Genomic DNA, 12,608 nt, shown 5'->3' with positions numbered 1-12,608 from the left:
CGGATCTCTTGCCCCCTGCCGGATAGCATCCGCCTGCGCCTGGGTGATCACCTTTAAAGCTACATAGTTTTGGGCGGCGTATTTGCTTGTTTCTTCCGCCCCGGTTCCGTCCAGCTGCGGGTCGGTAATAAATCCTTCCCTATACCTTAATTGCAGCTCTTCGTATTTACTCATGCTATCCCTCCCGCTGCGATTAATTCTAATTCCTGTTCGGTGATCTTTTGTTCTGCCTCTATCCTACTCAAATCCATTTCTGTAATCTTCCTTTCCAGGGTTAAAACTTCCTCTTTTCTTAACTGCATGATTATTTCAGGAGACCTTAACCGCTGTTGAAAAAATAAGATTGTTCCATTTTTTATTTTTCCTATGACATATTCATAAGTTCGTCTGCTTTGCCGAACATTTCTATAAAAGGCAGCAACCGATTTTGGTTGCTGCCTTTTATAGAAAATTTATTCTCCAAATCCACTGTCCACCAGCGCGATTAAACTATCTACCGCTTCTTTTTCATCATCGCCTTCGGCAATGATTTCAATTTCACTTCCCTGTACCATCGCTAAGGTAAGGACGGAAATAATCGATTTGGCGTTAGCCAGGTTATCCTCTTCCTCCAAGCTCAGGTTACGGATATGGATCCTGCTGGTGAATTTCTTGGCCGCGTCAATAAACTGGCTGGCGGGCCTTGCATGGAGACCTGTACGATTGATGACTGTAGTTTTTCTGGAATACATATGAAACTTCACTCCTCTTTTATTAATCAGCGAAAGATTCTTTTAAATAGGCCGCAGTCTCTCCCGCGGATATGTTTTGTACTTGTTGGGCAATCGCTTCCATCTGGGGAAGAGTAAGCCTGGACAACGCCCTTTTTACGATCGGGACGCTTCCTATATTCATTGACAGTTTTCTTATCCCCAATCCTACGAGAACCGGCGCCGCCAAAGGATCGCCGCCCAATTCCCCGCATACGCTTAACGGTTTACCTGCCTGCTCAAACTGGCGGGCGGCATATCCTATCAGCCGGAACATAGAAGGATGATAACTTTGATAATACTCTGTAACCGCTGGATTCATCCGGTCGGTGGCTGTCAGGTACTGGCAAAGATCATTGGTCCCAATAGAAGCGAAATCTATCTCTTTTGCCACCAAATCGGCAATCATCGCTACTGCGGGAATTTCAATCATAATTCCTAATTTCACCTGGGGAGCATAGGGGATGTTTTCCCGGTCCAGTTCTTCTTTTACTTCCTCAAATATGGCTTTGTGTATATCCTCCAGACTCCCAACCATGGGAAGCATAATCCACAAATTCCCATATACAGAAGCCCGCAAAGCCGCCCGCAGCTGGGTGCGGAATACCTGCGGCTGGTCAAAGCACAACCGCAAAGCTCTCTTACCCAGAAACGGATTTTCCTCTTTGGGAAGAGTCAGGTAACTGAGCGTTTTGTCCCCTCCAATATCCAAGGTCCGCAGTACCACTGGGCGGGGAGCGTATTCCAACAATGCCTTTTTATATTGGACCATCTGCTCCTCTTCTGTAGGCAAGTGATCGCTTTCCATATAAAGAAATTCACTTCTAAACAGCCCAGCAAAGTCCGTATAGCGGGCCCCTTCCAACTCCTGAGGAGATACCGACCCAATATTCAGTCCGATGCTGATCCTCTCACCATCGGCGGTCAACGGTTCTTTATCCAGGTATTCTTTTACCTGATTTTGATAAACTGCGTAGCTTTCCTTCTTTGCCAGGTACTCTGTTTCCTGAGCCGCATCAGGATAAGTAATCAACTTTCCATCCACGGCGTCCAGGATTACCCTTTCTCCCTTTTTTACCTTTTCCATAAGCCCGGCAATGCCTAAAATTGCTGGGATTCCATAGCTTTTAGCAATAATCGCTGAATGGGAAGTTTCTCCGCCCACCTCGGTGAGAATCCCCAGGACATTTTTTCGATCCATGGTAGCGGTATCCGAAGGAAGCAGATCATGGGCCGCAATAATTACCGGTTTTTCCAGGGAGGAGATATTCTGCTCCGTCAGGCCGCAGGCAATGCGCAGCAACCGGTTTTTCACATCGTTTACATCCGCCGCTCTCTCCCGGATCATCTGGTCTTTGGCCTTTTGCAGTCTACGCATATATTTGGAAAAAATAGTTTCAATCGCCCATTCCGGAGTCATATGGTCATAAAGTATCCCGTCCCTGAGCTCCTCCGTGATATCCTCATCAAAAAGGATATCCCGGTGCGCGGTAAAGATATCCGCTTTTTCCGGATCAGAAGCTGTCAGCCGCTCACAAATCTCTTTAAGCTCTTTGTCCGCCGCGGCGCACAGCCGATCATAACGTTCCAAATGGCACTGGGGTTCCCCGCCGTCATAATAAGCTTCTTCCACATGCGGAATAAAAGCCTCATAAAGATAAATTTCACCGATGGCGATCCCTTTAGACACGCCGTTGCCTTGATAGATCATAACGCATAACCGTCCTCTCTCACTCAAGTAGGAGCTCCACCGTCAAGGCAGAATTGCCTATACAAAGATGCAGCTTTTTGAAATTAAATGCAATTATTTGTTACCATGATTATACCATGGGAATTTTCTGCAAGCAAATTAATATTTGAGGTCCGCTGAGGATATTTCGGAGTATTTTTGTGAAATAGTGCGTATTTTCCTGAAAAACCGCATTTTTTTTAAATAATAAAAGAAAAAATCATATAAAGTGTTGCTTTTTGCTGACATCATATTGTATTATAGTAAATGTAGAAAATATCAAATTTACAAAATAGATGCAAGCTTTGCTTCTATCTTTGCAAAAATATTGCATATTTCCAAGGAGTAGTCTATGATAGCGTCAGAAAGAGCGATTTATATTTTAAACCGGTTGAAAGAAAAAGAAACTGTCACCCTGAAAGAAATGTCGGATGAGTTAAACGTATCGGTGGCTACCGTACGCCGGGATTTTGAAAAATTGGATGAAAAGGGGCTTGCTATTAAAGTGCGCAGCGGCGCAACCAGAGCGACTGCGCCGGGAATCGTCTCTTCTCTTCCGCTGGTAACCAGCGAGAAGTCCAAAGAAAATATCGAGGATAAAATTGAGATCGCCCGAAAAGCCGCTTCTTATGTGCAGGACGGGGATTGTATCTTCCTGGACGGCGGTACTACCATCGCCCCCATGATCGATTTTATCCAGAATAAGAAAATTAAGATTATCACTCATAACCTGTTGGTACCGCAGCGGCTGCAAAATATGGATGTGGATATCTTTTTAATCGGCGGCCATTACAGCCATTTCCATGTAAGTACCGTAGGGGTATATGCGGAAAAGATGGTTTCCCAATTTCATTTTGACCATGCTTTTTTTGGCTGTTCCGGAATTGAACTGGTCCATCAAATGGCTTATAACGACGATATTGATACGATTCCGGTCAAGGAAGTCGCTATGAAGTACTCCAGCCACAATTATCTTCTGGCGGACGCCAGCAAGCTGGGAATTACTTCCTATTGCCGGTTTAGCCCCCTCTCTGCGTTTGATGTAATTATCAGTAACCGCAAGGCGAGCAATCACGCCAGTCTTCCTTCCAATCTGATCTTCGCCGATGAGTAACCCAAACGATCCGACTCATATCAATATTATAAGAACAAAGAGGCTTGGCGGCATGCGCTAAGCCTCTTTGTCTTGTGGGGAGTTTATTTTTCAAGCGCTTGCAAGATGTTATTTTCAAGATCTTGTGCTGTCAGTTTAAACTCTTTTTTCAACAGATCAATAATGCCAACCTGGCCAAATGTATCCTGGATACCAACCTTCAGCAGAGGTACGCCAATTCCGTTTTTCGCCAGGACATCCGCTACGGCAGAGCCTATTCCATTAATTACGCTGTGGTTTTCAAAAGTACAAACCAGTTTTTTGCCCTTGGCATGCTCAGCGATAATTTCTTCATCAAAAGGCTTAATGGTAACCGGGTCGATTACTTCTACAGATACGCCTTTTTCCCGCAGGGATTCTGCGGCGTCCAGAGCGTCGCTCATCAAATATCCGCTGGCTACCAGCAGTACGTCTGTTCCCTCCATCAACACCTGGCCTTTGCCCAACTGGAATTGGGAACCGGTTTCGTATACCTGGCGCACTCCCTTACGGTAAGCGCGGATGTAATGCACCGCTCCATCGTTGATTCCGGCAACCGTACGTACCATCCAGTCCAACTGTACCTGATCGCAGGGATCGCATACAATAGCGTTAGGAATTGCCCGCATAATGGCCAAATCCTCAAAAGCGCTGTGGGATCCGCCGTCAAAACCAGAGCAGAAGCCTGGGTCAGAAGCGTAAATATTAACGGTATTTTTGGAATAAGCACACGAGAGATAGAGCTGATCCAGCGCCCGGCGGGTAACGAAAGCCGCCATAGTGTGTACAAAGGGGGTATATCCTGCCAAAGACAGGCCCGCTGCTACTCCGAACATATTGGCCTCACAAATACCCACGTCGATAAAATGCTCCGGATGGGTTTTCTTAAAGCGGATAAAGAAGGAAGCTCCTCCCAAATCAGCATCTAAGATCATAATTTTCTTATTGGTTTTAAGAAGATCGCTCAGCGCCGCGCCATAGGCGTCCCTTAATTCCCCGCCTAATTCTTTGCTTCTTTCCTTTAACATCATAATCTTATTCCCCCTCCGTAATCTTCTTCAGCTCGGCGATAGCCGCGTCAATTACCGCTTTTCCTTCTTCAAAGACTTTAGGCGCGTGATTGTCAGGCATATCCTCATAGTATTTCACACCCTGGCCTTTGATCGTATCAAGGACAATACATACCGCCTGATCTTTCACTTTTTTGGCTAAATTAATCGCGTCGTCAATCGCTTCTTCATCTCCGCCGTCCACTGTGATAGTCCAGAAGCCGAAAGCTCTCATCTTATCCTCATAGCTGAATGGATTTAACACTTCCGTACAATAGCCGTCGTGCTGGCGTTTGTTGTTATCAATAAATACGATACAATTATTCAGTTTGTAGTGGGCTAAAAACTGGAAGGCTTCCCAGTTCTGGCCTTCATTAAGCTCACCGTCGCCAATACATACATAGACGTACTGGTCGTCACGGCCCATGTGACGAAGCCCAAAGGCGATCCCTGCCGCTACAGAACAGCCCTGTCCCAAAGAGCCGCCGGTCATGTCCACACCAGGGGTCAACAGCCGATCCACGTGAGAAGGGATATGGGTTCCAATGTCATCCATCGTAAGTAAAAGCTTTTTATCAAAAAAGCCTTTTTCCGCCAGCGCCGCGCATACGGTAGGCGCAGCATGAGCTTTGGACATTACCAAATAGTCTCTGCCTTCCCAACTGGGATTTTTAGGATCAAACTTCATCTGTTTTCCATATAGTACGGAGATCAATTCTGTTACGGACAGACAACCCCCGATATGCCCCATCCCCCGTTGTTTAAACATCTCCAGCTGATCGATTCTAAGCTGCGCTGAAAACTTTTTCAGTGCCTTTTGTTCCGTGTTTGTCATACTTTACCTCCTAATATTATTCTGCTCATCCGTGTGTATAGCTATCAGGTGCAATCATACGCCTGATAATTATCCGATTTTCCATACAGGATCGCTTTATATTCCTTCATAAGCGGGTGCTGTTTCCAGGTGGAATTGGTTTCTGAAACCGTGTATGCCATCATTTGTACAAACGCGAGAGTATACAAAGGAGAAATCATCTCTTCAATACGAACAGGTACCCTCATGACCTCATCCCCCTGGATATTGGGATTGTCTGTCAAAATAAATACCCGATCGGTGATAGCTTTTGCCGCATGATAGGATTGCTCAATCCTGGCGGAGGTTTCATCCCCTGGATCGATAAACACAAAATTATAATTGGGAGTCAGCTGGATCTGCGGACCATGAATCGCCTCGTCCACCTCGTACCCTACTGCGAGTATATGCACAGTTTCTCCAATTTTTACCGCCCCTTCCAAAGCGGTTCCATAGTTTGCGCCCGCTCCGATGAGATATACCTTTTCCATCGATAGGAGGGCCTTTTTATTTTTCTCAAAATATTCCTGGAAATGGTTGATGATATATTCATAATTTTCTACTGCCCTGCCCATTTCCTCTTTCTGCTGCTTTACCGTCTCCTGGCTGACGCTCCCCTTTTGGGCCGCGGCATGCAGCGCAAACAACATTAAGAAAGCGGCCTGGGTCACGACACCTTTTGTTACAAAATCCAGTTTTTCCCCGTACAGCCCAAAGTCAACTACAACATCCGCTTCTTTTTCAAAATCGCTGTGAAGATTGCCGGTAAGACCGATGGCCTGGATGCCCAGCCGTTTGCACAGACGCAGGGATTCTATGGTATTGGTGCTGCATCCGCTTTGGGAGATACAAACTACAAAGTCCTTGTCGGTGGCGTCGTGCTCATAATGATTAAAGGTAAAAGGAGTAACCACTTTTACCGGTACGCCTAAAAGTGTCTGCATATAGTACCGTGCGCAGTGGGCGGCATTGCAACTGGAGCCGCAGGCTACCAGCCAGATAGAGCGGTACTCTCTTTTTAAAAACAAATCTACCATAGGCTGAGTAAGCTGTTGACTTTCGGCAAGATTGCGCCGCACGGTATCCGGAGTTTCAAAGATATATTTCTTCATGGAGAGTTCTCTGGTGTCCATCCTATTCCATCCTTTCAGAGAATTCGTCTAAACAGTTACTGTTTTTTTGCTGACTCCCTTGGGAGAATCCGGGTTGAACCCACGGCTTAAAGAACACAGGCAGGAGAACATCTGACCAACTATCGCCCCTGCAAATACCCCGCGGATACCATCACAATTTTCCGGCAGCACAACCGAGGTATCTCCCATTTGAGCGATCTCCGGCTTATTAGAGACTACCGTACACCAAATATGGGTCTCCTCTTTCAAACGTTTGAGAAGGTCAATGGCACAATAATTAGTTTTTTCATCCGCAATAAAGAACATATAAGGTACAAAACGCATAGCGGTGGCAATGGGTCCGTGACGGTAGTCGGCTGAACCATAACATCTGGCGTCCAAATAACTGGTTTCCTGAATTTTTAGTTCCACCTCGTTTGCCAAAGCATCCATCAGGCCGCGTCCGCTGAGAATCATATGCTCGGTATTGCGGTAAAAACGCACTACGTCCCTTACCTGAGGTTCCAGCACTTTCAAAGAGGTTTCTACAATTTCTTCCAGTTCATCCAGCACCTGCAGCAGTTCCGGATCCTGGGATATGTAAGCGGCCAGCGCTGTGACGATAGTTACCTGAGTAAGATACGACTTGCCGGCGGTAATGCTCATTTCCGGGCCGCAGTGGTTATTGATTTTGTATTTCCCCGCCTGAGTCATCAAGGAGCCTTCTACATTGGTAACAGACACGCACAGGCCGCCTTGCTCGTCGCACTGCTTCATCACTTGATAGATGTCCTGTGCGCCTCCCGACTGGGAGACGGCGATCATAAGGACATTGGAATAGTCAATGTCGCTTTTGTAGGCAGTAACAACGCTGGGAGCACAAATACTTCCGATCATGCCGCAGCGTGTCTCAAACAGATAACGACCTACCAGATTGGCATGGTCGCTGGAACCGCGCCCAACAAAAACTACCGTCTTAATCCCGCGCCGCTTTACCTCCGCCGCAATCTCTTGAAATATCTCTCTGTTGGCTTTCAGACAATCTCTTACTGCAGTGGGCTGCTGGAAGATTTCTCTCCAAAAAATGGATGCGCTGGTATCGATCATGTTACATTCCTCCACTTAATTACTGATTTATTCTACTTTTTTAATATCAATAAGATCACAAAGGGCGGGACATACTACTTTAAATAAAGTTCATCCAGTGTCACAAGCTCCTGAGGAGATTTGACCTGCATCAATTTTTCAAGAAGTTCCTCGTCGGAAAGTATTTTAAAGAGCTGACGCATATTTTTAACGTGTTCATCCTCGTCTACCGCCGCAAGAGCAAAAAACAAAGAGGCGTCCTTTTCAGGATTTCCCGGCTCAAAAGACACGGGGTGCTCAAATTTCGCAAAAGCGATGGCGTTTTGAGAAACGCCCGGTGAACCTTTTGTGGAATGAGGAATGGCAAGACCCGGTATAATTACTATATAAGGGCCCAGTTCCTCCACACACTCGATTACCTTTTGGGTATATTCCTGAGTGGCGCATCCAGTTCTTACCAGAGGTTCACAGCTTTTTACGACAGCGTCCCTCCAGTCCTCGGCACTGTCATAAAAGGAAAATCTGTTTTTTTCTACAATCTCTTTTAACAGCATAGGCGTCACGCTCTTTTCTCCATTTTATTTGGTCCCCATGAAACTACAGTGATAGTATAACTCATTTTGCGACGAATTGCAATATCTTGCAGTAAATCTCTGCAATTTTTGAAATATTTTTACTAATTTGCAAAAATTAAAAGAAAAACTTAGACATATGTTACAAATTATCATATTTTTTGTTGCAATTAGCTCTGTTTTTTAATTTTTTGCCAATAAATTATTGACAAATCATTAAATCTATATTATGATTACAATGAAATCAACAGTTTTGGTGCAATATCTCGCTGTTTATTGTTGAATTAGCGAACTAAAACTTGCATATTTTATCAAAATATTGCATATTATTTATTTTGATTACCTTTTAATCGTAATAAATGAAAGGATGGTGTGTTCTAGTGCTTAGTATCCTAATGGTGTGTGGGAATGGATGCGGAAGCAGCCTGATTTGCCAGATGACAGTGGAGTCCGTTTTAAAAGATTTGGGGGTAAAAGCCCATATTGATCACAGCGATATGCTGTCGGCTTCCTCCAAGCAGGCGGATATCCTGATCGCAGGGATTAATTTCCAGCCTCATTTTGACAAATTCAAGGATTTTCCCAACAAAATCTATCTTAAATCCTTGGTGAGCAAGGATGAAATCCGTACGAAACTCGAGCCGCTTTTGAAGGAAAACGGCTGGTTATAATACTGGGGTTGTTTTGGAGAGTAGGTGTGGAATAACCAACGGCAAATAACAATGAAATAACAGACAAGGAGAGAGCTTTATGGGTATTTTGAATTTTATCATCGACAACATACTGATCAATGCATCGATGATACTCGGCCTGGTCGCCTTGATCGGCCTGCTTCTGCAACGGAAATCCGCCAGTGAGTGTATTAGCGGAACCTTTAAAACCATGATGGGATTTATGATCCTTTCTTCCGGCGCCGGCGTAATTGTTGGCTCCCTGGAAAACTTCAGCGTGTGGTTCGCCGCCGGCCTTGGCATAGACGGCGCGGTTGCATCGATCGAAGCCGTATTGGCGGTGGCGATGCAAGAGGCCACTATCGGGCGCGATATCGCCCTAGTATACGCTGGCATCTTTGTTGTAAATATTCTGATTGCCCGGTTTACTAAGTTCAAATATGTATTCCTCAACGGCGAGGCTCCTATTTATATGGCGATGATCAGCATTTTGTTCGGCGTGGGCCTGTGCGGATTAGGCCACACCGCCGCGGTTATTATCGGCGCCATCCTGGGCGGTATCTGCTGTATCATCTTCCCAGCAATGGCTCAGCCATTTGTTCGTAAAATCACAGGCAGCGACGATATCGCTCTGGGACATTTCTGTACGTTGGGTTACGTGCTTTCCGCCTGGGTTTCCAAACTGACTGGAGATCCGTCCAAATCTACGGAAGACACCAAGATCAGCACTAAGCTGTCCTTCCTTCAGGATACATATCTTGCTGTTGGTTCTGTAATGGTTCCTTTGTATATTCTTGTGGCTATCCTGGCCGGCCCGGAAGTATGTGCTGAAGCCGCCGGAAATAAAAACTATATTGTATACGCACTTTTACAGGGCATTACCTTCTGCGTAGGTTTGTTTATCCTTCTCACCGGTGTTCGTCTGCTGATCGCCGAGTTGGTTCCAGCATTTGCTGGTATTGCTCAGAAGATCGTACCAGGTGCTCGTCCGGCGTTGGACTGCCCGGTATTGTTCACCTATGCCCCTAATGCCATTGTATATGGTTTCGTATTTACCACCATCGGTACAGTAATCGGCATGTTCTTATGGCCTTTATTTGGTCTTCCTATGGTTATCCCTGGTATTATGAGTAACTTCTTCGCCGGTGGTACTGCCGCTATCTTTGCTAACGCTACCGGCGGCCGCCGTGGTACTATTATCGCCAGTATCGTACACGGCCTGTTTATTTCTCTTTTGCCTGCGTTGGTTGCTCCGTACCTGGGCCAGATCGTTATCGAAGGCCTGCCTTCCCTGGCCGCTTATACCATGACTGACGTAGACTGTGTTTCCATGGGACTGTTCTATAGCTGGCTGCTAAGACCAATCCTTGGATTTATGGGAATTTCTGTCTGAGTTTATTAATCGTTATCCCACTCTCTATGATCCAACCATATATATTTCCCCAGAAAAGCGTTCCGGAATGGTTATTCCGGAACGCTTTTATTTTAAGGTATCATCTGTCCGTTTTTTATTTTCTTCCGCTAGGCTCTCATGTATCTTTTCTTCCTGTTTTGCGAAAACTAAGTGGTGAGGTGATCATATGGCAATTAACTATTACGAAAACAATACGGATTTGAAGGATTATTTCCATACCCTTCCTCCCATGGTAAAAACACGAATTATCGAATCAGGAATCGAAGTTTCTACATTAGGGGAACTAATGCAGATAGCAGAGCATTTTAAAGAAAGTGACTAGTTTTGTTTGTACTGTGATAGAAATGTTGGTGTCATTTACTGTTTTCCCATTGAGGTTCCCATGGTATAATAAATATAATATTTGTTTTTAGGAGGCGTTTAGTTTATGGAACTTCAGCCGAAACGTGTTTCCGATTCCAAAACGGAACAGGTGCAAATTATTATGCCTGCCCAAATTAATGGATTTAAACGCCTTTTTGGAGGCCAGTTGGTCCAATGGATTGATATTGTGGCCGGGGTGGTGGCACGCCGTCACAGCAATCGAAACGTCACTACAGTATCTATTGACAACCTGCATTTTAAAGAAGCGGCCTATGTAAATAATACCATGCTTTTAGTGGGAAGAATTACCTATGTAGGCAATACCTCTATGGAGGTGCGGGTGGACACCTTTGTGGAATCTCTTTCCGGGGAAAAAAGGTTAGTAAACCGAGCATATCTTGTGCTGGTAGCTTTAGACGATACAGAGCGTCCCACCAAGGTCCCTGGGATCATTTTAGAAACAGAGGAAGAAAAAGCAGAATGGGAAGCGGGCGAAAAGCGTAACGCCCTGCGCAAACAGCGGATGATTGAACAGTATTAACGCCTGCCTTTTCTGTTTTTGAAAAAGTCTCGAGAGAAAAAACGGTTTCCAAATGAAAAACGGGAGATGAGCCTAAAGGCTCATCCCCCGTTTTATTTTAATTCTGTGAAAATTATTCCACTACGGTATACTGACCGTCTTTTACCTGAAGAATCAGAGCTTTGGCAGACGGGTTATCGCCTTTTTCGTCAAAAGAGATCATCCCGGTTACGCCCTGGTAATTGCAGTTTTCCCGAAGCCATTCAATCATGTTTTCTTTGGTTGCGCCCGCTTTGAACGCTTCCGCCGCTACATATACGGTGTCATATCCGCCCGCGCCCCATTCGCCAGGAACAATGTCGGAGAGTTCCTGATATTTCTTTACGAATTCTTGGACCTGTTCCCGGGGATTGGTAGCATCAAATGCAGACATGGTAATAAAGCCTTCGGAAGCTTCTTTCCCGGCAATTTCAATAAACTGAGGATTGCAGGTACCGCTTAAAGAGAACTGCTGAACATCATAGCCAAGAGCATACTGCTGTTTTACAAATAATGCGGAAGGGGCATACTCAGAGAAGCAGAAGATCGCATCCGCGCCCGCATCTTTGAAGTTGGCGATATGGGAATTGTAGTCTTTTTCAGTTTCCGCTTCAACGGCGGCGCTGGCTACTACTTCTATCCCTTTTTCCTTAAGCAGTTCTACGCAGGTTTCAAAGCTGCTGGTATCTACTTCCGCGGTAGTATAGAAAATCGCCGGAGCTTTGACGCCATAAGTATCTACTGCCAATTCTACCAGCTGAACCAAGTTTGCACCAGCGGTAGGACAAATTCTCAAGAAGTTTTTAAACCCTTGCTCGGTAAGATGGTCCGCAGTATTGGTTGCGGAAATTACAGGCAGACCCGCGCTTTCAAACATCGGATTAGAAGCCAGGGTACAACCGGAGGAGATCGGAGAAACTACGAAATCAAAATTGCCATCCGCAACTATTTTTTCTGCGCAGATAACCGCCTGGTTTGGGATCAGCTGATCATCGAATACTTCGTATTCCAGCATTCTTCCATTGATTCCGCCTGCGTCATTGATTTCTTGAACCGCCAGTTTAACGCCCCATTCCTGCTGAATACCGGTATTCGCAGAATCACCGGTCATTGCTCCCACAACCGCAAAGCGGATCGGGTCGCCGCTGTCCTGAGCAGGCGCTTGCCCATCTTCGGCAGGAGCTGCGTCAGAGGCCGGAGCCTGTGCGTCGGAGCCATTCTCCGCAGGCTGAGAACATGCGGCCAGTGAAAGAACCATAAGTACGGATAAAAATAGCGCAAGTAATCTTTTCATGACAAACCTCCAAATTAATATTTAC

General features: G+C 45.6%; 13 protein-coding genes. 5 read left to right on the top strand and 8 right to left on the bottom strand.

Annotated features, from left to right (window positions below; all coding sequences use genetic code 11):
- Positions 1 to 452: 452 nt before the first annotated feature.
- Together H8705_RS04150 and ptsP are read right to left on the bottom strand one after the other, a co-directional pair.
- The gene (locus H8705_RS04150) at positions 453 to 731 is read right to left on the bottom strand and encodes an HPr family phosphocarrier protein (RefSeq protein WP_262394592.1); all 279 of its coding nucleotides are present in this window, start codon (positions 729 to 731) and stop codon (positions 453 to 455) included.
- A 22-nt stretch (positions 732 to 753) separates the two neighbouring features.
- Entirely contained in the window at positions 754 to 2,460 is a 1,707-nt protein-coding gene (gene ptsP / locus H8705_RS04145; RefSeq protein ID WP_262394591.1) for a phosphoenolpyruvate--protein phosphotransferase, read from the bottom strand.
- A 370-nt stretch (positions 2,461 to 2,830) separates the two neighbouring features.
- Between ptsP and H8705_RS04140 the strand changes: the two genes are divergently transcribed.
- Complete coding sequence (locus tag H8705_RS04140; RefSeq protein ID WP_262394590.1) at positions 2,831 to 3,592, top strand: DeoR/GlpR family DNA-binding transcription regulator; 762 nt, start codon at positions 2,831 to 2,833, stop codon at positions 3,590 to 3,592.
- 83 nt (positions 3,593 to 3,675) lie between these two features.
- Here the strand turns inward: H8705_RS04140 and H8705_RS04135 are convergent, their stop codons facing one another.
- From H8705_RS04135 to H8705_RS04115, 5 genes are all read right to left on the bottom strand, one after another.
- Entirely contained in the window at positions 3,676 to 4,641 is a 966-nt protein-coding gene (locus H8705_RS04135) for a transketolase family protein (RefSeq protein ID WP_262394589.1), read from the bottom strand.
- A gap of 4 nt (positions 4,642 to 4,645) precedes the next feature.
- Positions 4,646 to 5,494, bottom strand: a complete 849-nt coding sequence (locus tag H8705_RS04130; RefSeq protein WP_262394588.1) for a transketolase — start codon at positions 5,492 to 5,494, stop codon at positions 4,646 to 4,648.
- Positions 5,495 to 5,538: 44 nt separating this feature from the next.
- A complete protein-coding gene (locus H8705_RS04125) occupies positions 5,539 to 6,645 on the bottom strand; it encodes an SIS domain-containing protein (RefSeq protein WP_262394587.1) in 1,107 nt (368 codons plus the stop codon).
- Between the two features lie 27 nt (positions 6,646 to 6,672).
- Positions 6,673 to 7,731: an SIS domain-containing protein gene (locus H8705_RS04120; RefSeq protein WP_262394586.1), complete on the bottom strand. Its 1,059-nt coding sequence runs from the start codon at positions 7,729 to 7,731 to the stop codon at positions 6,673 to 6,675.
- A gap of 74 nt (positions 7,732 to 7,805) precedes the next feature.
- Entirely contained in the window at positions 7,806 to 8,264 is a 459-nt protein-coding gene (locus H8705_RS04115; RefSeq protein ID WP_262394605.1) for a PTS sugar transporter subunit IIA, read from the bottom strand.
- A gap of 398 nt (positions 8,265 to 8,662) precedes the next feature.
- Between H8705_RS04115 and H8705_RS04110 the strand changes: the two genes are divergently transcribed.
- The 4 genes from H8705_RS04110 (at position 8,663) to H8705_RS04095 (ending at position 11,271) form a co-directional block, all read left to right on the top strand.
- On the top strand, positions 8,663 to 8,953 hold the full coding sequence (locus H8705_RS04110; protein ID WP_262394585.1) for a PTS sugar transporter subunit IIB: 291 nt from the start codon (positions 8,663 to 8,665) through the stop codon (positions 8,951 to 8,953).
- A gap of 79 nt (positions 8,954 to 9,032) precedes the next feature.
- Positions 9,033 to 10,346 (top strand): PTS ascorbate transporter subunit IIC, encoded by a 1,314-nt coding sequence (locus H8705_RS04105; RefSeq protein ID WP_262394584.1) that lies wholly within the window; start codon positions 9,033 to 9,035, stop codon positions 10,344 to 10,346.
- A gap of 187 nt (positions 10,347 to 10,533) precedes the next feature.
- Positions 10,534 to 10,689: a hypothetical protein gene (locus tag H8705_RS04100; protein ID WP_262394583.1), complete on the top strand. Its 156-nt coding sequence runs from the start codon at positions 10,534 to 10,536 to the stop codon at positions 10,687 to 10,689.
- Positions 10,690 to 10,794: 105 nt separating this feature from the next.
- On the top strand, positions 10,795 to 11,271 hold the full coding sequence (locus tag H8705_RS04095; RefSeq protein WP_262394582.1) for an acyl-CoA thioesterase: 477 nt from the start codon (positions 10,795 to 10,797) through the stop codon (positions 11,269 to 11,271).
- A gap of 112 nt (positions 11,272 to 11,383) precedes the next feature.
- Here H8705_RS04095 and H8705_RS04090 read toward each other — a convergent pair whose 3' ends face one another.
- Positions 11,384 to 12,583, bottom strand: coding sequence for an ABC transporter substrate-binding protein (locus tag H8705_RS04090; protein WP_262394581.1), 1,200 nt, complete (start codon positions 12,581 to 12,583; stop codon positions 11,384 to 11,386).
- Positions 12,584 to 12,608 lie beyond the last annotated feature (25 nt).

The sequence above is a fragment of the Youxingia wuxianensis genome, assembly GCF_014385085.1.
Classification (GTDB): domain Bacteria; phylum Bacillota; class Clostridia; order Oscillospirales; family Ruminococcaceae; genus Youxingia; species Youxingia wuxianensis.
Note: the sequence above shows the minus strand (reverse complement) of the source record. Positions and strands in the feature narration are given on the sequence as shown.